The following is a 23,691-nucleotide window of genomic DNA, read 5'->3' as shown; positions in this document are numbered from 1 at the left end:
TCAAAGGCTACCAAAAAATATTACATCTCTTTTTTACATTGTCTATATCCGCTGGAGTAGGTTTCACAGCGCTATCTGCTATTGCGGCGTTATACGGGCTGGTGATGATTTCGTTTATTAAACAGCAGTTGGAGGAAACAGATGATTTGATCGAATCGATTGTAGAAGTTGCAATCACTAGATTTCGCCCTGTGTTGATGACAGCGCTCGTTGCGAACTTGGGTTTTATTCACATGGAGTTAAATGTGGGTACGGGTGCTGAAGTTCAAACGCCTCTGGCGACAGTGGCCATCGGTAGATCAACCTTACTAACCCCTTTTGTGATGCCAGTGCTGTATCGAATGAATGGCTTATGCTAAAAAAATGAAATAGTCAGGAAACCTCGGGGCGTCAAGACGCGAGGCTCTTTTGCAATCAATGACTTAATCTCTTCAAAGGACAGTAAATTATGAAAAAATCATATACATTGAAAAGATGGGCACTCCTAATAGTCCTGACGATGTCTGTCGTGGCTTGCAGCAGCTCACTTAGAGAAACAGAAATAGTAAACTTACCTAATGGCCCAGTTACTATTCTTAGTGTGAATGTTAACCAAAGTGGAGATAGCTGGAACGTATGGGGTGAGCTACAGTCAATCACCCACAGTACAATGCGAAATGTTCGCATACGGATATCAGTCATTTCAGATGATGGAAAGGTAATTCAGCAAAAGTATGCAGAATACAGAAGGAGAATAAGCACCGATAGACATCGTAGAATAAAACCAACGAACAAAGCTATTTTCAACGTTACATTTGAATCAATAACCGAAAATGCGAAGGTGATTGCTGAACATGTGACCAGCCAATAATAGTTACAGTACTAATCTGTCTGAGCAGTTACAAGCAGTGTAGTACATTCGCTGCAATAACATTGATAGGTTTATGTATTTTTACTGTTTGTATTGTTTCTAAACAAAAAGGTAAATTAAGCTTGATTTATACAAACAAGCGCCAATGTATACTGTATATAAAATCAGGCTTATATCAAGGATCAACATGGATGCATTAACTGTCGAAAACGAATTACGCGAAGCCGTATCAAGAATAGTTAGTCAGGTTGAGCTCGCAAGTAAGCAGGGTAGGCTTGATATTAACTTAGCGATGGAAGATGCATTTATACCCATTCTCAAAGAGTTGTTTCACTTGCAAAAGTTACACAATCTAAATGCGAAGCAGAAAAATTACCCTGGTATAGATCTAGGGGATGAGTATGATCGAGTAGCATTTCAGGTAACCGCAACTACAGATCTCGAAAAAGTTAAAAAAACGCTATCCATTTTCGTTGATAAAAACTATCAATCCAACTTTGATGAGCTCTTTATTCTGATGCTTGTGGGCAAACAGAAAAGCTACTCACAACAGGCTATTGATAAAATAACGGGAGAGAAATTTAATTTCATTGCAAAAACACATATTATTGATTGCGGCGACATTTTATCAAAAGTAACAGAATTAAGAGTTACTGCCCAACGTCGGATCCTGCACGAATTCAAACTTATTCTTGGAGAAATTGATGTTTATTTAGCGCTTCGCGAACCAAAAACCGATGTTCCAGTCGTGTTCACGTCAAATATTGCGCCAATTACTTTCCCATCTAAGGTTTTTATTGCTGAAACTACAATAGTCAAAAAGGATGTGCTTTCGCGAGCAAAAAGTGAACTTGAATATAAGGGCAGGAAGTCAGATATGCACATGTGCATTCGTCTTGCTTTAGAACTTGAAGGCTCTAAGTTTACGGGGTGGGCTTTTCATGATGGTAAGATATTCACGTTCGAAGATTTTGAAGTCCAATCCCCGCTGAAGTCTCTAATTGATGTTGGAACTATCGAAGAAGTCGATAGCGATGAGCTATATTACTCAGAATATGTAGAGTATGAAAATGTCTTTAAGTCGCTTCTTCAAGGGCAAATACGGGAGCAGCTCATACATCATAATGTCAACTTTGATATGTATGAAAAGCAGTTCTATTTTAATAAAGACGACGAAAAGCAAACACACAGGAAAGAAACATGGAAAGGTATGAAAACAGCTCATAGAACAGTTTTTGAACGTGTAGATAGTAAGAAAGAACCCGGTAGTCTTGCACACTATAAACACCTAAGCTTCCAGTTAAGGTTTATTCATACGATGGGTCAGTTCCATACCCTGATCGTACCGAGTTGGCTTTATACCTATAACTCCTATCGTCGCACCCGTTTTCACGACAAGTTAGTAACGAAGCAAAAAAGGCTTGAAAACAATCAAGCAGTGAGAAATCTGACCCGGTTTATTGCTTTTTTTCTCTCTCAAATGACACATCAGGAAATTAAGTTCGGTTCGCTTATTCAGCTTGTCCCAGAAAACATCACCGAAGATTTGATTGATATCGATGAGGAGGAATAAACAATGAAGGTTACCGTAATTGAAGAGCCGCTTTTAGAGTTCGGTAAAGGAACACATATTTGTCCACGTAATGGAATCGAACGAATGGGTGTTTATGATACCCCCCTCTGTCTTGACAAACGCCGTGATGCTTGATTGAATGCGGAAAGTTTTCACCGATCCGAACCCTGTAAAGGAAAGAAATATGTCCGAAAATCACACGCACGAGAAACATGCTCACGGCGAAAGCAAACCTGCCGACGATCACAAAACCGACGATGGCCACGATCACGCGCATGGCGGCTTTCTGAATACGGTCTTGGGCGGACGTGCCGAGGTCATATTCGCCGTGCTTGCCGGGGTTTGTTTGCTTGTTGGCTGGTTGGGGCCAAAATTCAGTGTAATTTCTGAACAGTTCGGTTTTGGCCTGCTACTGGCAGCGTACTTTTTCGGGGGTTACTTTGCCTTGCGCGAAGCCATTGAAAAGATCGTCAAAGGTCAATTTCAGATTGATTTTCTAATGCTCGTCGCTGCATCAGGTGCTGCGTTCTTGGGGGAATGGGCGGAAGGCGCTTTCCTGCTGTTTCTGTTCAGCATCGGTCATGCGCTTGAAAACTACGCCATGGGTCGCGCCAAAAACGCAGTCGCCGCATTGGCAGACCTAACACCGGACGAGGCCTTGGTTCGCAGGGGCGACAGCACCGAGACAGTTTTGATCGAGAACCTGTTGGTGGGTGACATTGTCGTTGTCCGTTCTAACGAACGACTTCCGGCGGATGGCTTCGTTGTCAAAGGATCAAGCGCCGTGAACCAGGCTCCGATCACGGGCGAGAGTGCGCCGGTAGACAAGGTGCCTGTCGATGATCCCGAATATGCCGCAAGCAATCTGGACAAGCTCACTGCGCAAACCCGCGTCTTTGCCGGATCGATAAACGGCGGCGGCAGCCTAGATGTTCAGGTCACGAAACTGTCGGGAGAATCAACCCTGGCGCGGGTGGTGACAATGGTTGCCGAAGCACAGACCCGCCAGTCGCCGACACAGAACTTTACCAGAAAATTCGAAAAGATATTTGTGCCATGCGTCATTGTGTTGGCCGTCGTGACCAGCTTTTCGTTCCTGATTTTGGACGAAACAGCTGCTGAAAGCTTTTACCGTGCGATGGCCGTTCTGGTCGCGGCCAGTCCCTGCGCTTTGGCAATTGCGACACCCAGCGCAGTTTTGTCGGGAGTCGCCCGTGCCGCGCGTGGCGGTGTGTTGATCAAAGGCGGCGCGCCACTGGAAGCCATGGGTCATCTGGACGCGATTGCCTTTGACAAAACCGGCACCCTGACCATTGGCGAGCCGCATCTGGTCGAAATTAAACCCTATGGCGATGCGTCAGAGACAGAGTTGTTACAGGTCAGTGCCGCCGTCGAGATGCTCAGCGACCACCCGCTGGCACAGGCCGTTGTCAGGGATGTCAAAGACCGCCTCGGCGATTTGCCGGTCGAGGCCACGGATTTCGCCAATATCATTGGACAAGGCGCGTCGGCGAAGGTTGACGGCAAGATTGTTCATATTGGTAAGACCGCCCTGTTTGAAAATGCCGAAGGATTGCCTTTGCCCGACGATCTGCGTGCATCGGTTGAGGCGATGTCGCAAAATGGTCGTACGACGATGATCGTCAGAAGAGGCGACAGGTATCTTGGCGCAATTGGCCTGATGGACACGCCCCGAGAGGACGCCAAGACGGTTATCGCCGCGCTGCGTGATCTGGGGCTGAAACGGATGATGATGATCTCTGGCGACAACCAGAATGTTGCTGACGCCGTCGCCAAAGAAGTCGGCCTGGACACCGCGTTTGGCGATTTGATGCCAGAGGACAAGGTGACGAAAATCGCAGCCCTCAAGGCAGAAGGTGGCGTGGCGATGGTGGGTGATGGCGTAAATGACGCCCCGGCTATGGCTAATGCCACAGTTGGAATTGCAATGGGTGCCGCAGGTTCTGATGTCGCATTGGAGACAGCGGATATTGCGCTGATGGCGGATGATTTGCAGGCCCTTCCGTTCGCCGTGGGACTAAGCCGTAAGACCAGCCGTATCATCCGCCTGAACCTGTGGTTCAGTCTCGGCGTCGTTGCACTGCTTATCCCGGCGACCTTGTTCGGCCTGGGGATCGGACCGGCTGTACTGATTCACGAAGGATCGACGCTTATCGTCGTCTTCAACGCTTTGAGGTTACTGGCATTCAAAGACAATCGCGTCCAATCGACATGATGCGTGCGGTAGAGTAAGGGCTGTAGCGTAAATCGCGCAAGCGCTCCAAATCACTTGTTCTGGACTAATGGTTAAAACGCCTAAAACTGATTGTCTGTGAACGGTATGCAAAACCGAACATCGATGCATTGTTAGTCAAGGTCTGAAAAGTTCGCGATGTCGACTTTGATGGAGTATAAGACGAATTAACGCTATGTACTAGTCATTGTCACAGCTGTATTTGAGGGTAGTTTCGCGTTTACTCGTTTGTGGTGTTGAAGAAATTTGTGAAATATTTGTCGTCGAGGTGAGTAAGTAAGCTGACCTTTGGTGCTGAAATAGGGATAGTGAAATGCGAAAAGCCCTGCCTCAATAAATGGCATGTTCAAATATCATTGTGTTTTCAGTGTGTCACGCGCCGAAGTCAAAATCACTTTGGATGGTGAAATCATCAAACATAAGCGTTTGCCCTAAAGCTTCGACCGGCGGTGCTCTGGTATTATTACCGGTGATGGCCGAGCCTTGATTGTCTAGATACGACAATATCTTGTGGATGATGCTAGGTTCGATTATGCAGGCAATTATCGTCACATTGTGTTTTAGACATTTCTCACATTCGGTAATGTCTATACTAAATACTCGCTTTAGGCGCTGAGCCCAACTCATGCCCCTAGCGTGATAAGGCTTGTCAGACTGGTGACTTTCCTGATCGTTCAGTTTAGGGCTATTTTTTCCACGCTGTGAGGCCGTCACTTGGGCGCGAAGGTTGCTGTTAGGGGCGAATACGCCAAAAAATCGGGTGAGGTTAAGTCTTGGTGGTGGAATGAGAGCGGCTAGCTTGCCAATAAAATCCAGAGGATCAAAGAATACGTGGGTTGTACCGTCTCGATATGGCATTTTTAATTCATAGCGTACTTTCCCATGGTCAGTCATACTTAAACGCTGTTCACTAATCGCTGGGCGGCTGATGTAGCGACATAGTCTTTCTAATTTCTCTGGCTCATCGGCATTAGCGAAGACCCCTGCGTGTAAGGAAAAACCTGAGGTATTGGCTAACTGACCATATTCGCCTTCATTGCTTGCAGGGAGTGTCTGTAGTGTAAACACCTTTTGCCCTTGTTGAGGCCCCATTGCTATGCGATAGCTGACAGATGCGCCTTGTAATTGGAGAAGGCTATCTTCATCATCTACAGGCAAGTTAAGAAAACTGTTTTCCATATCACGCTCAACCAAGCCAACTTTCTCTAAATATTTAGCAATACGTTGGCTGATAGAGTGCACTATTTCGACCATGTCATCCTGCGTTGGGGCCTTTATTCGGGTAAAGGTGGTGCCACCCCATGGATTTTCACTTACTACACCTTCTAAGAACAGCATATGAAAATGGATATTCAAATTGAGGGCGCTACCGAATCTCTGAATAAGTGTGACCGCTCCCGTTTTGGCTTGTTTGTTGGTAAAGCCTGCTTTGTTCACAATTTGAGTGGAAATGGCGCGGTGAATGATTTGCATCACCTTGCTTAACTCACTTGGGTATCTTGCTAGCAGCAAGCGAAGGGGAATGGGTAAACTTAGGACCCACTGGCGCACTGGGTAGCCCCTAAGCACATCATCAACCAACAGCGCTGCGCCTTCAGCCATTCGTCTTGCTCCACAACTGGGGCAGAAGCCTCTGCGCTTGCAGCTAAAGCCGACTAACTTCTCATGTTTACAGTCACCGCAGACGACTCGCAAAAAACCGTACTCAAGTCGACCACAACGCAAGAACTCATCAAACTCACGTTCAACATATTTAGGTAAGTATTTGCCTTGTTCGGCTAAGTTTACGGTAAAGCCAGGATAGTACCGTTCGACCAATTGATAAAGCATCGTAGTTTCTGGTCGATGGCGTTTGTATTGTTCACTCTGTCGTATTGCCGGCACATTCGTTTGTCTTTGAATTTTATGCAGGCAAGTGTGGCAAAAATAGACGTAATTAACGACTGCCTGAACGGCCGGTTTGCCGATAAGCCGAAATAAGTGCAAAAGATCCTGGCTCTCGTTGTAAATCTAGCTTCACTATCAAATTTAAGGAATTAACTTTGGAAATTGCGAATAATATTTCAAAAAGCATCGACATAAAGACTGAATCGACTAAAAAAATAGACCCAAAAGCAGAAGACGGTGAGAACTGCTGCAAACAGCAGTTTGAAGAGGTTTTAAGCAAACTACAAGACATCAAAACTAAAGATGAACTTAGACGCTCAGAGCTAAGACTCGGAATAGTAGGAAGGGGGGAGGGCGTAGATAAACTCGACGTTTGGTTGGACTTATGTCGCAGCGGTATTGTCGCCAAGGAAAGTGAGCTATCAAACCTGTTTAAAGGTTTTGGTGGTGTTTCGGCTGACTATGGTTTTTTCACGCGACTATTATCTTCACCAGGATTCACGCGCGCGCTTCAAAAATCTTCAATTGTTAAAGTTAGTCGTATTAAAACTAGAGAAGAAAGAGTCGTGGCAGCAGTAAACTTGTACTACGAACAAGTCCAGTTTCTTGCAGAGAATAGAGCAATTGACGTCATTATTTGCGTTATACCAGAAGAACTATTCCTATCATTAACGCAAAAAGATGCTGGTTCGAAAAAAGACACCGGATCAGTCGAACAGTATATGGAACATGACTTTAGACGTTTACTAAAGGCGAAATGCATGCACCTTGGCATACCTTTGCAACTTGTGCTCGAAAGTACGCTATTGACAGGGAAAGCGAATAGAGGGAATCAGGACGATGCGACTCGCGCGTTGAATTTTGCAACGGCTTTGTACTATAAAGGTAATAAAACAGTTCCATGGAGGCTAAAAGAAGAGCGCTTTAAACCGAAGAGTTGTTATGTTGGAATTGGATTTTATAAGAGTAGAGATGGTGAAACTATATCAACAAGTTTAGCTCAAGTATTTGATGAGTTTGGTCACGGGGTAATCTTACGCGGGACACCTGTTGTCATCGATAAAAATGATAAGCGTCCGTTTATGTCAGAAGAACAAGCTTATGATTTATTAAGCTCAGCGTTATCTGAATACGATAAAGCCCTTATGCAAATGCCTGCCAGAATTGTTATTCATAAAACGTCAAAATTTCGAGAAACTGAAATCAGGGGGTTTTGTCGTGTTTTAGAAGAGAAAGGCGTTCGTTCTAAGGACTTTGTTTCTATCACTAATACGGATATTAGATTGTTTAGTCAGACTAGTTATCCACCCAAGAGAGGCACATTGCTCTCAATAAATGAAAGTGAAGGCGTTTTGTATACACGCGGCACAATCGATTTTTATCAAACTTATCCTGGAGCTTACGTACCAAATCCGCTAAAAATAGATGTTTATGAAAACGTTTCGTCTTTAGAGGAGTTGTCTGAGGAAATATTGGGTTTAACTAAGATGAATTGGAATAACACACAACTAGATGGCAGATTGCCTATTACTCTTGAGTGTGCAAAAAAGGTTGGGGATATAATGAAATACGTGGATTTAGGTGAAAAGCCTCAAGTCAGTTACAGTTTTTATATGTAGATTTGTTGCATTACCACCATTATGTCTAATACTCTTCAGTATTAGACATAATGTATAAGGGTAAGTTATAGTGTTGCCACCTTAACCTACAATAAAAACTCACTTGGCCATCACTAAACCCACACCTTTGTTTCCAACCTATCCTGAACTGACTGAGCTGAGTCTTAGTGTCTATCCGCAATTGTCTGCATACTTAGAGAATCAACCTAAGTGGATGCAGCAACATTGGCACTGGGCAAAAGATTACCTACTTTATATTGGTCGCAACAAATCTGAACACACGTACGTGCGTTTTCGAAACGACATCGAAAAGTTTTTACTGTGGGTGTTTATGGTTGATAAGCAGCCTGTTGACGATTTACGCAAAGCTGATATTTTGCGTTACATTGATTTTTGTGTCGCGCCGCCTGTTAAATGGATCAGCACTCAGTTACATGACAGATTTAGCTTAAGCAACGGATATTTTGCTTCAAACATTAACTGGACACCATTTAGACAAACGCCGCCAAAATATGATAAAGACCGAGTACTCGACCCCAGAAAATACAAACCGTCTCTACAGACCCTAGAATCTGCATTTGTTGCGCTTAGTTCGTTTTACCGACACCTGATTGATGAGGAAATTTGCTTTGGCAATCCCATCCCATTAGCGAAGCGTGATTGCAAGCACATGATAAAAGATAGCCAGGTAAAAACTATCAGCCGACTAACAGAGCACCAGTGGCAATATTTGCTAGATACCGCGGTTGAATTAGCGGATACAGACGCCCTTTTCGAGCGAAATTTATTCATAATATCTACAATGAAAACCTTGTTTCTTCGGCTATCTGAGCTTTCAGAAAGACAAGACTGGACACCCGTAATGAGCCATTTTTGGACGGATGAAGATAATAACTGGTGGTTTAAAGTTTACGGAAAAGGCAAGAAAATACGCGATATTACCGTACCTCAAGGTTATTTAAGTTACTTGAAGCGTTATCGTGAGTGGCGTGGCCTTTCTTCGTTACCATCAAAAGGTGAGCAAACCGTATTGGTAGAGAAAGTTAGAGGCCGTGGTGGGTTAACGAGTCGACAGATAAGTAGGCTCATTCAACAAGTGTTTGATGCAGCATTTGACAAAATGAAGTCAGAAAAAGGGTCAGAAGCTGCTCAGAAACTAAATGAAGCAACGACACATTATCTGCGTCACACCGGTGCCAGTATGGAAATTGAAAGGGAACGGCCCCTGAAAGATTTGTCTGAAGATTTGGGACACTCCAGCAGTGCAACTACCGATACAGTTTATGTTCAGGTTGAACGAAAAAAACGTGCTTCATCTGGTAAAGATAGAAAAGTCGAGTAGCTAATGGGATCCAATACATGTTACATGTGCGACGCTTTAGCAACGACGAAAGAGCACATACCACCAAAAGCCTTATTTCCCAAACAGAAGGATTTGCTTGGGGAATTCAGCCTACGCAAAGAACTAATAACGGTGCCATCTTGTGAGGAACACAATAATAATAAAAGTAGAGACGATGAATATTTAGTATTTTGTCTATCTACCTGCTTTCATGGAAACGACATAAAGGAGCAACTGTTTAACACGAAGATTATGCGGGCAATTGAAAGGCGTCCTGACACGTATTCGAACTTTTTAGATAATTATCAACGTGTAATGCTGAAACATCCAGATGGAAAAGTAGAACATACCGCCGCGTATTCAATCGACCTAAAACGTTTTGATAACGTGTTATCACATATAGCACGAGGCTTATATTACCATCACACTCAAACTAAATGGGAAGGACCAGCACTTGTCATGAGCAATGAATTACGTGATCTAAGCTCTAAAAATTCCGAAGAAATTAATGCAATTACTGATGATACTATTGAGCGAGTAAGTGCATTTTTATTTGATACAGAAAGTTATGGCCAAAATCCAGAAGTGTTCTCTTATAAAATTCATGACAGTAGGCCCAAGGGCTTCGTAATTCTAATGAAATTCTACTCGGCAATGACAGTAGCGGTAACGCTCGCTGAAAATAGTTAAATCAATTAATTTCTATATATAAATTAAGTGCTTAGGTGAAATTATCGAAAATCAGCGACCTAAACGGTAGTTCAGCCTGCTTATCAATGGTTATTCCAAGTCCATGAACGATGGTCTCCAAATTTAAATGCGGCCTATCGTGTAGTGCCTGATTACGATAATGACGAAATGATCATTCCTGAAACCACTATAGACTTAAAAGAACACGTAACATTAAGTTGGACAGCAGCGACAGACGAAACCAGTTCAGATATTTTAATTATTAGTGGCACACAAAACCAAACCGGCATGTATCAAGATGATTATGGTCTTGAAAAAGACATCGAAGTTGATGCTGGACTTGCGTACTCGTTATCTGGCCCAGATTTAGGTAGTTTAGAAGAAGGCGAGGGTAAACCTGCTGTTTCTTTACCCGCAACAGCAACAAAGTCTTGGGATATTAGTGATGCTGTCTCTGATCAATATGCCGTAGAGTTCGTGGTACCAGAATCCATCGATGTTACGACAGTACAACTTGCAAGCAAATCCGATGCATGGGCGGCTATTGCACCTGCGGCGTGTGTTATTGAAGGAGGCTGGGACGATACCTTTTTAACCACACCGCCAACTCGTGAGACGGAATGTAGCGATTATCCATTAGTTGGGTTTGATGCTGATTTGGGGAATCTTTGGTGGGTTGTTTTAAACTCTGATGCAGAAATCGCATTAATTGCAAAATAAAACCAACTCTATATCGAGTGACCTAATAATAAAAAGCCAGCCTCTTCTTTTGAGGCTGGCTTTTTTATACAGTTGCTTGTCACTAAAGCAGTCTATCTAGTCTAGCCTTTAGCTGGCTATTTTCTTTTTTGAGTTTCTCTTTTTGCCGCATTAAATCAATGACCATAGCCGTCGCGACCCAATCAATTTGCAATTGCTGATTCAATCTAACCGCTTTTTTGATCCAATGGGCACTGTCTAAATCAAAAACCCATTCCGAGACAGCATTACCATCAACGGGATCAACTATGCCGTATTCAACCACCGCATATACTGAATCTTGGGTAATTTCTTCGTATTGGCATAGCTCCTGAATTGTGAGGTGAAGTGTAATTTCTGACATCTTACTTGCTCCATTCTGCTCTGGGATTAAAATTAGCTTCGTTTGCCAATTGTGACCATAACTTTTCTGTTTCAGCCGTGGTTTTATTAGGAATATCTATTTTAATGACAACCAATAAGTCACCCTGATTACCTTTATGTTTTAAGCCTTTACCTTTCACTCGCAATTTTTGACCTGAATGACTATTAGGCGGGATATTTAGGCTAATTTTACCGTATAAAGTAGGTACTTCTAGCTTAGTACCAAGGGCCGCTTCCCACGGTGCTAAAGGTAAGGTAAGTAACAAATTATTACCTTGTACATCAAATAGAGGGTGGGGGATTAAACGGATGTGCAAATATAAGTCGCCGTTTAAAGAGCTTTCACTACCTGGTACACCTTGACCTTTTACTCTAATTCGCTCGCCATCACTCGTCCCTTCTGGAATTTTCACTTCTAATGACTTTTTAAGTTGCTCTACTTTGTTCCCCGTCAAAGCAGGAACACTATATTCCACGCGTTTGACGATGCCTTTAATCGATTCTTCTAAAAATAAAGGCACTTCCAATTCGACATCTTGACCTTTATACAAGTCAGATTCAGTTTGATGTGATTGTTGATGATGTCGGCTTCCACCCCCAAACACTGAATTAAAGAAATCCGAAAAGTCGGCACTTGCAGAACCACGAGCATGAGTATATCCATCACTAGATTGCCACCCTGGAGGAACATCAAAGCCTTGCTCATTTTGACCTCCATAACGCTTCAATTGATCATACTCAGCCCGTTTATTTTCGTCTTTTAGCACTTCATAGGCTTCAGCCACTTCACGAAACTTTTCTTCTGCATCAGGTGCAGCATTCATGTCTGGATGGAGTTTAAGGGCAAGTTTACGATAGGCTTTTTTAATTTGCTTTAGATCGGCGTCATCTTCAACACCCAAAACTTGATAGTAGTCTTTAAATTCCATACAAGTTCCTTCCTCGATAGTTTATAGGTTTTATTAATGGGTAGGCAATTAGCGTTTTCATCCGTAATCAAATAGCTTCTCTCTATCAGACAAACAGAAAGAGCCCATTAGTGCTCTTTTATCAAGCCTAAACAATTACTAATAATAGTTTGAACCCCTGATAAACAAAAGTTGTTGATGTAGATCAACGTAAAACCCGTCTAATGGGGTAAATTAATAATCATCTTCGCACTAAAATAAGGCCACTAAAATGATTTCTACTTCTATATTTCCTGGGCGTTATGTTCAAGGTGATCAAGCACTCAATATTTTACCAGAAGAAATTGCTAGACATGGTAAAAGCGCTTTTATCATTGCTGACAAATTTGTAACAGATAATAGTAGCGGCCCATTCAAAGAGGTGTTGGAGCAACTTAACGATTGCAAAGTTCAGCTTTTCGGCGGTGAATGTTGTGATGACGAAATTGATAAACTCTGTGATCGCTTTGCCAATGACTCCACTGAGGTAATTATTGGCATTGGCGGTGGTAAAACCCTTGATACGGCAAAAGTGGTAGGCTATAAACAAAGTTGTCCAGTTATTCTAATCCCGACAATTGCCTCTACAGATGCTCCCTGCAGTGCTTTATCTGTTATTTATAATTCTGATGGTTCGTTTAACCGATATGAGGTGTTACCCCATAACCCCGATGTCGTCTTAGTTGACACCAATGTCGTTAGCCAAGCACCTGTCAGGTTCTTAGTGGCTGGCATGGGTGATGCATTTGCGACTTGGTTTGAAGCTGAAGATTGCCGCCTTAAACGCGGTACAAATATGACCGGAAGAGTAGGGCCATTGAGCGCATACGCTTTAGCTAAACTATGCCACGAAATATTGCTTGAATATGGGGTTTATGCAAAACGTGCTTGTGAAAGCAATATAGTCACACCGGCTCTAGAACATGTTGTTGAAGCGAATACACTGTTAAGTGGCCTTGGTTTTGAAAGTGGGGGTTTAGCTGCTGCTCATGCGATTCATAATGGTTTAACGACCATTGCGGCTACCCATAATTTTTACCATGGAGAGAAAGTAGCAATTGGTCTTCAGGCAATGATGTTTTTAACCGATAGGCCTAGTAAAACCATCGATTTAGTATTCGACTTTTGTCAATCCATTGGGCTACCCATCTGTCTTGAAGATATTGGTATGATAGATCCCACTGAAGACGAATTAATAAAAGTGGCCAAACGTGCATGCGCTGAAGGTGAAACAATCCATAATGAACCCTATGAAGTGACTTATAGGAAAGTGATGCATTGTATTAAAGCAGCTGATGCTGAAGGAAGACGCAGAAAAAAGTTGTGAGCCTTTAAATTTCGCCCGTTGTTAACGCGCTGGCTTCTGATAAGTGGCTAATACATCTTTCTATGTGTTTAGCCACATGAAGTAACCAGCGATATGTGTCTAGCATATTAGTTGCTTCGACAATATCAAACTCATCATTAGTAACCTGTGTTAAAACTAGCTGCCTAAAGGCTTGATGAGCAGCGTTGAGTTTATCCGACAAATTTGAAACCTCTTTTACCGTTCCTGACCATTGATTGTGTTTTATCCCTTCAATTAACCGTTTTATCACCTCACATAATTGATTTGCATAATTATCAAGTTCATCGGGCAGGGCGCTGTTCAACCCTAAGGTATGTGTAAACGATTGATTCGGCATTTCTTCACAACGCTCATGTAACCTTTGCATATGATCTAATGTATGAATTAAGTTGAGCAGGCGCTGTCGCGTTTGCTGATCATTTTTTTCAATGGGTATGCGGTCGATAAATTCCCGTGCAACATTGATATCGATTTGTGATTCAACCAGTTTAGTTTCTACTTCTTCAGCAGGTTTACTCAGAATAACCGCTGTTGTTTGTAGCAATGTCATCAGTTGTTTTTTTAACGAGTCTAACGCCAAATCTAATGCTATTGATGGCTGACTCAGCAGACTGTCATCAAGTTGTTCTGAATTGGTTTCATGGGAACTACGAATGAGCCCTTCTATCAACTTTGCAAACACCTTGCTAAACGGTAAAACGATAATCACACCAAGTAAGTTAAACGCACTATGAAACGCGATCAATGCAACTTCAGCATTGTCTAAAATGGGCTGGGCGGTTAAGTATTCCCAAACCTTAATAAAGGGAGAGACAAATATTAACGCCGTTATCCCAGTAAACAGATTATAAATCACATGAGAATAACCGGTTCGCTTGGCGGCAACAGATGCGCCTGTAGCTGCCATTAAAGCCGTTACTGTGGTACCGATATCCATTCCAATTACTAGGGTAGCTGCTACTTCAAAATTAATTAAATCTGAATAAAGTGCAGTTAATGCAGCAGCCACACCGGCACTTGATGACTGGGTTACCAAAGTAAATAGAACTGCCAAGCCTAATACGGATAGTTTTTGCGGTAAAGTCGCAACGGATAGACCTTCGAAAGCAAAATATTCCCGTAATATCGCCATGCTGTCTTGAAGTTCGGTTATTCCAACAAAAATCAGTCCAAAACCCGCTATGGTTAATCCTAAGGCTCCTATGTTTGCTTTAGCGAATAAACGCAGTAACGCGCCTGCAAAAATAAGAGGAAACGCAATCACGCCTAGTTTGAGTTTAAATCCAAATAATAAAACCAACCAGCCAGTGATGGTCGTCCCCATGTTGGCACCAAAGATTACCCCCAGAGAATGACTAAAGGTCATTAAACCTGCTCTAACAAAGCCAACAGTCGCCACTGTTACAGCGCTAGAGGATTGCAGAATTGCGGTACTAATCGCACCACAAAGCGCGCCGGAGTAGGGACTTCGCGTGTATTCCATTAAACGGAATCGAATAAGCTTACCAGCCAAAGACTTTAATCCGTCAGTCATTACAATCATACCGAGCAAAAATAGCCCTATGCCGCCTAAAACCTCAGCGATCAATATCCATCTTTCTGTCATTCAATACGCCCGCAATGTATGTGCTACCAAATCTTAATTGCTTAAACCGCAAATTATTCGATTTCAAATGTTCTAACATGAAATTTTGTAACAGTAGAGCTGTAATAATTTCAAACACCTTAGTACTAGATTAGTCTAGAAGCCGTATTTTTGGATCTTAAAAAAGAAAATAACGAAAAATATCCCTTTAAAATCAGTCAATTTGCTGCAAAATTCAAGGTAAAACTATTACTCACCGAAATATGGTCTGGTGTTTGCTCCTTTATCTGTGCAATCAATTCGATTCTTAATTCACATTAATTTTATACGGAGAATTTTATGAACGATGACCAAGTAAAAGGCAATTGGAAAGAACTTAAAGGTAAAGTACAGAAAAACTGGGGAAAAATTACCGACGATGAATTAGACAAAATGGAAGGTACCCGCAAAGAGTTGGTTGGCAAAGTCCAACAATCTTATGGAAAATCCAAAGAAGAAGCAGAAAAGCAAGTTGATCAATTTTTAAATAGTTAACAGACTTTTCTAATCTGACCTTGTGCCTCAATTCCCATAAACTCATGAGGTGCAAGTTGCTATTATGTTACAAGCACAGCGTGGTCAATAAATGTCGACCACGCTTTTATATTCAATCAATCACATACTAAACACCACATACTCAATCCCAATTCAAGCTATTGTATTTTGAACGAGCTCACAAAAACAAAAGACATCTTTACTCTACAAGGTCATTTCTTAAATAAGCATTAAACGTGAATAGTCATCATGATGACGTTAAGTTTATCCGTTAAAACGTAATCGAAAGCTCAGGCATAAATATTCCAAAAACTAAGTGACAGATTGCCACCAGCAAATTCATGTCACCAAAATAAGCTAGCAGTTCCTATTCAAAATATCTAACCGTGCTGTACGTGAAATCTGATGAGGTTTGTGAGGTTAACTCTAAAACCAGACACACAGAGACGCATAAAAATGAAAAGTATTTACTGAAGAAAGTGCACCAAGCCCCTCCACGTGCATTAATACTAATATTCGCATAATGTATATTATGTTCAATTATATATTATTTTATTAATAAGTACTCACTTTCGCTGGTAAACACTAGCAGTATGAAAAATACGAAGCCAAATGTGGTTTTATTTGCCCCTCTCTTAAACATTAAATGATTTAAATTATTATTGGAGACTTATTGGCTTTTACTAAACAAAACCCTAAAATCACGCATAGCGAATGAGAATTATTTGCATAGAGCTTTCCCACACAGAATGCATAGAAAATGAACGAACCCTGTCAATAAGCAACAGGTATTATTTGTTTTTGACGCGCCACTCCGACTTCAATATGGAACACTATTACATTCAGATATTTGCTGATCTTTAATAAAAATGGACTAGGAAAAAGGCAACCTCTTTTAGTCGTCTTTAAGCTTGCTATTATTGAAACTTACTCAGTAGCCTTTAAAGTTATTCATCGATTTTCGAATTCAACCAAATAAGTGTTACGCTGGAACTTGTAGTAAAGAATTCTGTGATTTGGGATGAAGTTTTACGCCTTCACACTCCTAACTAAATAAAGACAAAAAATGCTGGACAACGATGAAAGGAACAATTCAAAAGTCTTGGACGCCGCTCAGTTAACGCGCAAAGAGTCGGTGCACAGGGGTTTTTTGTACCAGCACTTGTATGCGGTAGGTTGTTTGCTACTGGCGCAAACAGCAAAAGTTAATGTGGTAATGGTCGAGCTTGATGAAGATATAGAGCTTATTACAGATTGTGGGCGAATTTATGTGCAAGTCAAAACTCGTTCAAAGTCAATCATGCATAGCGATATTTCAGGTGCCATAGAGCGTTTCAAAGACTTGCGGAAAGAGCATTCTGAAGGGCGGAGGAAAGGTGACGCTTCCTTTGTTTTCGTTACCAATCAATCACCTAGTATTCAGCTCAAAAAGAGTATTGACGATAAGGAAATCCCTCACGACATGGTTTTCTTGAGTCCCCAGAGCACTATTCAAAGACTCCCTGCACTCCCTCCTGCCTGGAAGTCGGTACCTGAAGCAGTAGCGTGGTGTGTAGGCCAAGCAGAGAAGCTGAATTTTTCATTACTCTCGCCTGACTCCCTTGTATGGAAGCTCGCTGGGTTGACGCAGCTCGCTGCTACTGGTGTGGCGCATCATAGACAGCATGGGTTTAACGCTGAAGACCTACCCACGTTATTTGAGCAACTAATCGTTCAAATGCAGGATTTCCCAGCACCACCATCATTTTATTTGCCACAAAAATTCGAGCCATCGCTCAATTCCGAAAAGCGTATAAGGATTATTTGCGGATTATCCGGAGCAGGTAAAACTGCATGGGCAGCGCAAGCAGCGTTGCACAGCTCACATCTTTGCGCATATTACGATACAGGCGACCTTCCTGGTCCAGCTCTTGCAAGCACTCTGGTTCGTGAGTTGGCAGCACAATTCGCAACATTTGATCCTGAGGGCTTGCGAAAAATCTTACTCCCGGGTGTTAGTGGTTACGATGCACTTAGAACGTTAGATACATTCCTACTTCAACAAGGAACTATTCTGCTTCTAGTTTTAGATAACGCGCATCGCGTTCCTGCTGAAAACCTGCGTGATACACTTAATGCAACCAAATGCATTCATTTCGTTCTATTGTGCCAACCCAATGAGAACGTCCGTGAATTGGAGGCCGTCATAGGGCTCCAACGTGAAGCTCTTTTAGGGTGGGATATAGATACGGTAGCTACAGCAGTAGACGACCTTGGGGGCTACGCCACGGCTCAAGGTTATGAACAACTTAGGATTTATACGGGGGGCCTCCCGTTGTATGTTCAAAGCGCGGCAAAAATTGCAGTGACTGAATACGATGGTAATGTCGATATATTTTGCGCTGAACTTCAGCATAACGAGAACAGTGTTGAGACTGCTCAGGAAATTATCCTTTCTAGGGTTTATCAGGGGTTTGATAAGTTAGTTCAGGACTCTTTGGCTTTATTCAGCCTTGCTGATGTGGGTTTGAGTCAAAAGGAAGTTTATGTTCTTTTGGTCAGATCACTCAAGGTGTCCACAGGTGACGCAGCCTCAATCCTTAAGAGGATCAGAGCGTCAGGTACAGTAGAAGTTTTTGGAAACCATACGTTAAAGGTACATGATTCAGTCAGAGCGTTGGGGTTGCAACACATAGAACTTGTGAACCCAGAAGTGACAAATAGTGCGCTCAAGGCGTTGCAAGAACTGCTGATTTTAAGTCTTCAAAAAACTCGAGACACGTCAAGATTAGCGTTGTTGACCCAAGTTTTTATAAGGCTTAACAATGTTATGTCACTTATTGAGCTTTCAGGTGAGGAGTTGTTTTATGAGATGGGTATCAATGTCGACATAATGGCAAGTTTGGATAGAGCCTTGAATTCAGATGCGCTAGAACCCGTCGATAAATTTTGGGCATTAGATGGTCTCATTTTTTCTGAATTAAGAGAGGGACACAGTGAAAAAGTCGTTCAGCGATTAGAAGCCATGGCGGATTTGCTAGCTGAATACGATTTTGGTAACCGTGAACAAATTGCGTATGCAATGAAGCGAATATTATTTTCGGCTGATAATGGCGATACAGACGAGCTTCACCGCATTGTAGAGCAAGTCGCCACAAAGCTCACAGATGCTGAACACAGACGCATATTTGACTATAACCATGCATTAGCTCTTTGGAAGCTAAAGAAATTTAAAGACGCTGAAATATTGTGTCGGAGTGTTATTGAAGGATATTACGACCTACTGGGTATCAATCCGCAAGATGTAATAGGTAAAAATGCAGATGTGCTTTGGGAAGTTATTAATAAACCAGAAAATGTTCAGGAACATCTCAAACATCTCGCTGACGCACTTGAGTTGTGCGCTAGAACCAGAGAAGCATGCGGCAAACCTACACCATTAATACGTATTCATGCAATGAAGTTCTACAACATGGCGATCGCACCAGAGTCGATGGTGCGCGTTGGGCAGGATTTGGCGGATGAATTTGTCGCTATTAAAGAATTTGACGTCGCCAGAGAGGTAATGGAGGAGCACGTTCTGCCAATTGTAAATGCAGAGGGGCTAATAAACAGGCGAGTTCAAGTACGGAGCCAGTATGCTGTAATATTGTCATTATGCGGGCGACACGCCGACGCCAACTCAGAAATGAAACGTTTGGGCCCTTATTTTGACGGATTGAAAGCTCAGCAACGTCAGGAAGTTGAAAACCAATTAGATTACATTGCGCTACTCTCCAATAATGCGTCAAAGTTAGCTACTAGGAAGGTTTTCGACAAAGCAGGAAGAAATGACCAATGTCCTTGCGGTTCTGGCTTGAAATATAAAAAATGTCATGGACTTTAGTAAAGCAATTCTTCTTTTAATGGAAAGGGACTTTATAAGTCCTGTTCTTAACTTAGCATTTTTTTAAAGATAATCCTGAGTGGTTTTTCAGTTGCTAACCTGCACAGCAAGATAACTGACTTACATCCTTACTAAAAGTTTGCGCACACAGTTTCATCCCTTCGACCATTGTAAGATAAGGAAAGAGTTGGTTTGCCAAGTCATCGATTGTCATTTTATTGTAAATCGCAAGGGCTGCACTTTGGATTAGCTCACCACCTTCGTGTGCTAGGATTTGTGCTCCGATAAGCTTATTAGATTGTTTATCTGCAACCAACTTTATAAAGCCATCAGTTTTGAAGTTGGCTAAAGCTCTTGGTACATTCTCCATCTCTAATACACGGCTAATAACGCTTATACCTTGTTTTTCGGCTACACGCTCTGATAACCCTACTGTAGCAACTTGCGGATCGGTAAAAATAACGGCAGGCATCGTTGATAAGTCGAGTCTTACGTTTTCACCTGTCATATTTGAACCCGCTTTGCTGCCAGCAGCCGCCGCAACATACACATATTGAGGAATGGTTGAGCAATCGCCTGCAGCGTATATATGAGAGACATTTGTCTCAAGCATTTCATTGACAATGACGGCTCCTTTATTGTCAGTCCTGACACCTGCAGCATCTAAACAAATTCTTGCAGTATTTGCGTGACGGCCAGTAGATATCAATAACTTCTCACAGAGCACTTGCTCATCTTCGGTCTGTATGAAAAAACCATTGTCATCATGAGTGATTCGAGTGACTTGGGTATTATTTATTATTTCAATGCCCTCCTTCTCAAAACACTGACTTAATCTATCACCCAACAGTGGATCCTCACTTTTCAACAAGGTACTGCGCGCTAAAATAGTGACTTGGCAACCCAACCGAGCATATGCCTGAGCAATTTCTACAGCAACTATCGATGAACCAATTACTACAAGGCTCTTAGGTAGCTCTTTTTCGAACAACGCTTCTGTTGAAGTCCAATAGGGGGTGTTTTGTAGTCCTTCTATTTTAGGGATAGTGGGTGTTGAGCCTGTTGCAATAAGAAATTTGTCTGCAAGTAGTGTTACTTCTGTACCGTCAGCATGGGTAATGTTCAGCGCATTTTTGCTACTAAACCGCGCATACCCCTTGATCAAGGTTAATGCCGGATTGTTTTCCAGTATATTTTGGTATTTGGCGGTTCTCAATTCGTCTACGCGACTGATTTGTTGATGCGATAAAAGCGTGCGGTCTATCTTAGGTTCGTGGTCTTCAATGCCTGTAAAAGGGTTGCTTCGTTGTTGATGTGCTAATTGAGCGGCGCGGATGAGAATTTTAGATGGAACGCAGCCGACATTAACACAACACCCGCCTATAACGTCGGCTCCTTCTATTATGGTGACCCTTGCACCATTTTCTGCCGCTTTAATGGCGCACGAGAATGCCGCAGATCCACTGCCAATAATAGCAACATGAAGTTGCTTCGCCTTGCTTGCACAACAATTAGAGCTGCCTTGTGCGTTCATAGATTAATCGCTACTTTTTACGTTAGACGGATAGCCTGCATTCTCGGTGGCTGCCATTAACTCTTTTGTATTGGTTTTCGTATCGTCGAAGGTAACAATCGCTTCATTTGGCTCATACGTAGCCTCGACTGTTGTTACACCTTCCACTTTTTTAAGTGCTAATTTGACCGTAACGGGACAAGTAACACAATTCATGCTAGGTACTTCTAGCGTGACTGTTTTTAACTCTGCCCACGCCGTGGTGCTTGAAAGTAAAGCCATCGTAAGTAATAGTTTTTTCATAATATTTTCCTGTTTTAAAATGTTTTAGGGATTGTGTAAGGTTCTTGAAATCAGATTAACCAAACTAGCCAATAGTTACTTGTGATCAAAACAAATGCTATTAATGACGTTATCCAAAAGGCAATTTGACGACGACGCCTTGTTTGCGGAATTGCGCAGACACTTCCTGGTTGGCATTTTTCAATCGGCCGATGGATTTTATAACCTGCATAGCCAAGGAAGAGCATGACGGTCACTACAAAAACTGGACGGTATGGTTCAAAAGCGGTTAGGCTACTAATCCATGAGCCACTTATTCCAAGCAACAATAGGACTAACGGACCTACACAACAAATGCCTGCCCCGATCGCCGCGATAATACCTCCCACCATCGGCATTTTAGAGTCGTCGTTGATCATATTTAATCTCGATATTGGATAAGATAGCACCGAGTATAAAGTATGTACCTTAGTACAGAGTCAAGCTTGATTAGTTATTTCATTGTGATTTGTTAGCGGGATGCTCTAGATAGTTAGATACATTTACTTTGGTGACAGGGCATTAATAATGGGGCAATGGCTATCATCATCATTCGTCTGACACTTAGTGATGCTCTCCAATAGCGCATGCTCTAATTGTTTTAGGTCTTCCAGCTTAGATTGCACAGATGCAAGTCTCTGTTTTGCTAGCGCTTCTACCTTGCTACAGCACTCGCTATTTAACGACAGCAGAGATTCTATTTCTTTAAGCGTAAATCCTAATTCTTGAGCGCGTTTTATGAATCGGATCCTATCAACCGTTTCCTTAGGATATACTCGATAACCCTCAGAGGGCTTTTGTGGCTGACTGATTAAGCCATTGCGCTCATAAAAGCGAATAGTTTCTTTATTCACACCGATTAGTTTTGCAATCTTTCCGATTGTCCCTGACATAAGCGAATCACCTCTACAATATAATTGTAAGACACAAGTAGTTAAATCAAGGGTTTAAACCGAGATATTGCCTAACTAAATGTCAAATGTAGCTATTGAACTTTTCTATCTTTACCTGATGCTGCTCTGCGTTTTCGCTCCACTTGAACATAAACTGTGTCAGTGGTCGCACTACTTGAATGACCTAGATCCTCAGATAAATCTTTCAAAGGCCTGTCACGTTCAATCTCCATACTGGCACCGGTGTGACGCAAGTAATGTGTCGTTGCTTCATTTAATTTCTGCGCGGCTTCTAGTCCCTGTTCAGACTTCATCTTGTCGAAAGCTGCATCAAATACTTGCTGCACAAGCCTGGAGATTTGACGACTCGTTAAACCGCCACGACCGCGAATTTTTTCGACCAAAACGGTTTGTTCACCTTTGGATGGTAACGGTGACAGTCCACGCCATTCTCTATAGCGTTTCAAAAACGTAAGATAACCCGGTGGTACCGTGATATCTCTAATCTTTTTGCCTTTTCCATAGGCCTTAAACCACCAGTTGTTGTCCTCATCTGTCCAAAAATGACTCATCAACGGTGTCCAGTCTTGGCGTTCTGAGAGCTCTGAAAGTCTCAGAAATAGGGTTTTCATGGTAGCAATAACGAATAAATTGCGCTCCACAAGCGGATCGTTATCTGCCATTTCAACCGCAGTATCCAAGAGATATTGCCATTGCTGTTCCGTTAATCGACTGATCGTTTTCACCTGACTGTCTTTAATCATATATTTACAGTCACGTTTTGCTAATGGAATAGGATTGCCGAAACAAATTTCTTCATCGATGAGATGACGGTAAAAAGAACTCAATGCCACAAAGGTAGATTCGAGGGTCTGCAATGATGGTTGGTACTTTTTCGGGTCGAGCACTCTATCCTTATCGTATTTGGGCGGCGTTTGCCTGAACGGGGTCCACTTAAGGTTTGAAGCAAAGTATCCGTTTTTGAGGCTAAATCGATCGTGGAGCTGCGTACTTATCCATTTAACCGGTGGCGCCACACAAAAATCAATGTATCGCAAAATATCTGCTTTGCGTAAATCGTCCACTGGCTGCTTATCCACCATGAAGACCCACAGTAGAAACTTTTCGATGTCATTTCGAAAACGCACATACGTGTGCTGTGATTTGTTGCGACCGATATATAAAAGGTATTCTTTCGCCCAGTCCCAGTGCTGTCTCATCCATGTCGGTTGCTTATCTAAGAATGAACTTAGCTGCGGATAGTCAGACAAACTGAGCTCTGCCAGCTCAGCATACGTGGGAAACAACGGTGTGGGTTTAGAGATGGCCAAATGAGTTTTTTTGTAGG

19 protein-coding genes and 1 pseudogene are annotated in these 23,691 nt (G+C 42.4%); 11 read left to right on the top strand and 9 right to left on the bottom strand.

What is annotated here, in order from left to right; all coding sequences use genetic code 11:
* Positions 1-38: 38 nt before the first annotated feature.
* The 4 genes and pseudogenes from ACYVIL_RS00665 to ACYVIL_RS00650 form a co-directional block, all read left to right on the top strand.
* Positions 39-359: pseudogene (locus ACYVIL_RS00665) on the top strand (efflux RND transporter permease subunit); the annotation flags it as partial.
* Between the two features lie 140 nt (positions 360-499).
* Entirely contained in the window at positions 500-850 is a 351-nt protein-coding gene (locus ACYVIL_RS00660) for a hypothetical protein (protein ID WP_460311210.1), read from the top strand.
* Positions 851-1,037: 187 nt separating this feature from the next.
* Positions 1,038-2,423, top strand: a complete 1,386-nt coding sequence (locus ACYVIL_RS00655) for an SMEK domain-containing protein (protein ID WP_460311209.1) — start codon at positions 1,038-1,040, stop codon at positions 2,421-2,423.
* A gap of 184 nt (positions 2,424-2,607) precedes the next feature.
* A complete protein-coding gene (locus ACYVIL_RS00650) occupies positions 2,608-4,659 on the top strand; it encodes a heavy metal translocating P-type ATPase (protein ID WP_460311208.1) in 2,052 nt (683 codons plus the stop codon).
* Positions 4,660-5,049: 390 nt separating this feature from the next.
* Here ACYVIL_RS00650 and ACYVIL_RS00645 read toward each other — a convergent pair whose 3' ends face one another.
* The gene (locus tag ACYVIL_RS00645; RefSeq protein ID WP_460311267.1) at positions 5,050-6,507 is read right to left on the bottom strand and encodes a transposase; all 1,458 of its coding nucleotides are present in this window, start codon (positions 6,505-6,507) and stop codon (positions 5,050-5,052) included.
* A 212-nt stretch (positions 6,508-6,719) separates the two neighbouring features.
* Here ACYVIL_RS00645 and ACYVIL_RS00640 point away from each other — a divergent pair, with 212 nt between their 5' ends.
* The 4 genes from ACYVIL_RS00640 (at position 6,720) to ACYVIL_RS00625 (ending at position 10,935) form a co-directional block, all read left to right on the top strand.
* Positions 6,720-8,183, top strand: coding sequence for an argonaute/piwi family protein (locus tag ACYVIL_RS00640; protein WP_460311207.1), 1,464 nt, complete (start codon positions 6,720-6,722; stop codon positions 8,181-8,183).
* A 103-nt stretch (positions 8,184-8,286) separates the two neighbouring features.
* The gene (locus tag ACYVIL_RS00635; protein ID WP_460311206.1) at positions 8,287-9,525 is read left to right on the top strand and encodes a tyrosine-type recombinase/integrase; all 1,239 of its coding nucleotides are present in this window, start codon (positions 8,287-8,289) and stop codon (positions 9,523-9,525) included.
* Between the two features lie 3 nt (positions 9,526-9,528).
* A complete protein-coding gene (locus ACYVIL_RS00630; RefSeq protein ID WP_287008506.1) occupies positions 9,529-10,215 on the top strand; it encodes a hypothetical protein in 687 nt (228 codons plus the stop codon).
* Positions 10,216-10,359: 144 nt separating this feature from the next.
* The gene (locus ACYVIL_RS00625) at positions 10,360-10,935 is read left to right on the top strand and encodes a hypothetical protein (protein WP_460311205.1); all 576 of its coding nucleotides are present in this window, start codon (positions 10,360-10,362) and stop codon (positions 10,933-10,935) included.
* Positions 10,936-11,017: 82 nt separating this feature from the next.
* Here ACYVIL_RS00625 and ACYVIL_RS00620 read toward each other — a convergent pair whose 3' ends face one another.
* Together ACYVIL_RS00620 and ACYVIL_RS00615 are read right to left on the bottom strand one after the other, a co-directional pair.
* Positions 11,018-11,317: a chaperone modulator CbpM gene (locus ACYVIL_RS00620; RefSeq protein ID WP_460311204.1), complete on the bottom strand. Its 300-nt coding sequence runs from the start codon at positions 11,315-11,317 to the stop codon at positions 11,018-11,020.
* Between the two features lies 1 nt (position 11,318).
* Positions 11,319-12,266 (bottom strand): DnaJ C-terminal domain-containing protein, encoded by a 948-nt coding sequence (locus ACYVIL_RS00615; RefSeq protein WP_460311203.1) that lies wholly within the window; start codon positions 12,264-12,266, stop codon positions 11,319-11,321.
* Between the two features lie 250 nt (positions 12,267-12,516).
* On the opposite strand from ACYVIL_RS00615, the gene ACYVIL_RS00610 reads away from it, so the two are divergent.
* Complete coding sequence (locus ACYVIL_RS00610) at positions 12,517-13,611, top strand: glycerol dehydrogenase (RefSeq protein WP_460311202.1); 1,095 nt, start codon at positions 12,517-12,519, stop codon at positions 13,609-13,611.
* Positions 13,612-13,615: 4 nt separating this feature from the next.
* Here the strand turns inward: ACYVIL_RS00610 and ACYVIL_RS00605 are convergent, their stop codons facing one another.
* Positions 13,616-15,238 (bottom strand): Na/Pi cotransporter family protein, encoded by a 1,623-nt coding sequence (locus ACYVIL_RS00605; RefSeq protein ID WP_460311201.1) that lies wholly within the window; start codon positions 15,236-15,238, stop codon positions 13,616-13,618.
* A 318-nt stretch (positions 15,239-15,556) separates the two neighbouring features.
* Here ACYVIL_RS00605 and ACYVIL_RS00600 point away from each other — a divergent pair, with 318 nt between their 5' ends.
* Together ACYVIL_RS00600 and ACYVIL_RS00595 are read left to right on the top strand one after the other, a co-directional pair.
* The gene (locus ACYVIL_RS00600; RefSeq protein WP_303472057.1) at positions 15,557-15,751 is read left to right on the top strand and encodes a CsbD family protein; all 195 of its coding nucleotides are present in this window, start codon (positions 15,557-15,559) and stop codon (positions 15,749-15,751) included.
* Between the two features lie 1,066 nt (positions 15,752-16,817).
* Entirely contained in the window at positions 16,818-19,616 is a 2,799-nt protein-coding gene (locus ACYVIL_RS00595; RefSeq protein ID WP_460311200.1) for a dsDNA nuclease domain-containing protein, read from the top strand.
* Between the two features lie 94 nt (positions 19,617-19,710).
* Here the strand turns inward: ACYVIL_RS00595 and merA are convergent, their stop codons facing one another.
* The 5 genes from merA to ACYVIL_RS00570 form a co-directional block, all read right to left on the bottom strand.
* Positions 19,711-21,150, bottom strand: coding sequence for a mercury(II) reductase (merA, locus tag ACYVIL_RS00590; protein WP_460311199.1), 1,440 nt, complete (start codon positions 21,148-21,150; stop codon positions 19,711-19,713).
* Positions 21,151-21,153: 3 nt separating this feature from the next.
* On the bottom strand, positions 21,154-21,432 hold the full coding sequence (gene merP, locus ACYVIL_RS00585) for a mercury resistance system periplasmic binding protein MerP (protein ID WP_460311198.1): 279 nt from the start codon (positions 21,430-21,432) through the stop codon (positions 21,154-21,156).
* A gap of 50 nt (positions 21,433-21,482) precedes the next feature.
* The gene (locus ACYVIL_RS00580) at positions 21,483-21,830 is read right to left on the bottom strand and encodes a mercuric transporter MerT family protein (protein ID WP_460311197.1); all 348 of its coding nucleotides are present in this window, start codon (positions 21,828-21,830) and stop codon (positions 21,483-21,485) included.
* A 123-nt stretch (positions 21,831-21,953) separates the two neighbouring features.
* Positions 21,954-22,343 (bottom strand): Hg(II)-responsive transcriptional regulator, encoded by a 390-nt coding sequence (gene merR / locus ACYVIL_RS00575; RefSeq protein ID WP_284216380.1) that lies wholly within the window; start codon positions 22,341-22,343, stop codon positions 21,954-21,956.
* A 92-nt stretch (positions 22,344-22,435) separates the two neighbouring features.
* Positions 22,436-23,674 (bottom strand): tyrosine-type recombinase/integrase, encoded by a 1,239-nt coding sequence (locus ACYVIL_RS00570; protein ID WP_460311196.1) that lies wholly within the window; start codon positions 23,672-23,674, stop codon positions 22,436-22,438.
* Positions 23,675-23,691: the final 17 nt, after the last annotated feature.

This window comes from Aliiglaciecola aliphaticivorans (assembly GCF_054782055.1).
The sequence above is the reverse complement of the archived record's forward strand: the minus strand, read 5'-3'. Positions and strand labels throughout refer to the sequence as shown.

Coding starts and splice junctions, on each gene's coding strand:
- merA (WP_460311199.1), bottom strand. CDS start 21,150: ATGAACGCACAAGGCAGCTCTAATTGTTGTGCAAGCAAGGCGAAGCAA.
- ACYVIL_RS00630 (WP_287008506.1), top strand. CDS start 9,529: ATGGGATCCAATACATGTTACATGTGCGACGCTTTAGCAACGACGAAA.
- ACYVIL_RS00580 (WP_460311197.1), bottom strand. CDS start 21,830: ATGATCAACGACGACTCTAAAATGCCGATGGTGGGAGGTATTATCGCG.
- ACYVIL_RS00600 (WP_303472057.1), top strand. CDS start 15,557: ATGAACGATGACCAAGTAAAAGGCAATTGGAAAGAACTTAAAGGTAAA.
- ACYVIL_RS00605 (WP_460311201.1), bottom strand. CDS start 15,238: ATGACAGAAAGATGGATATTGATCGCTGAGGTTTTAGGCGGCATAGGG.
- ACYVIL_RS00615 (WP_460311203.1), bottom strand. CDS start 12,266: ATGGAATTTAAAGACTACTATCAAGTTTTGGGTGTTGAAGATGACGCC.
- ACYVIL_RS00610 (WP_460311202.1), top strand. CDS start 12,517: ATGATTTCTACTTCTATATTTCCTGGGCGTTATGTTCAAGGTGATCAA.
- merP (WP_460311198.1), bottom strand. CDS start 21,432: ATGAAAAAACTATTACTTACGATGGCTTTACTTTCAAGCACCACGGCG.
- ACYVIL_RS00660 (WP_460311210.1), top strand. CDS start 500: ATGTCTGTCGTGGCTTGCAGCAGCTCACTTAGAGAAACAGAAATAGTA.
- ACYVIL_RS00645 (WP_460311267.1), bottom strand. CDS start 6,507: ATGCTTTATCAATTGGTCGAACGGTACTATCCTGGCTTTACCGTAAAC.
- ACYVIL_RS00620 (WP_460311204.1), bottom strand. CDS start 11,317: ATGTCAGAAATTACACTTCACCTCACAATTCAGGAGCTATGCCAATAC.
- ACYVIL_RS00595 (WP_460311200.1), top strand. CDS start 16,818: ATGCTGGACAACGATGAAAGGAACAATTCAAAAGTCTTGGACGCCGCT.
- merR (WP_284216380.1), bottom strand. CDS start 22,343: ATGTCAGGGACAATCGGAAAGATTGCAAAACTAATCGGTGTGAATAAA.
- ACYVIL_RS00650 (WP_460311208.1), top strand. CDS start 2,608: ATGTCCGAAAATCACACGCACGAGAAACATGCTCACGGCGAAAGCAAA.
- ACYVIL_RS00655 (WP_460311209.1), top strand. CDS start 1,038: ATGGATGCATTAACTGTCGAAAACGAATTACGCGAAGCCGTATCAAGA.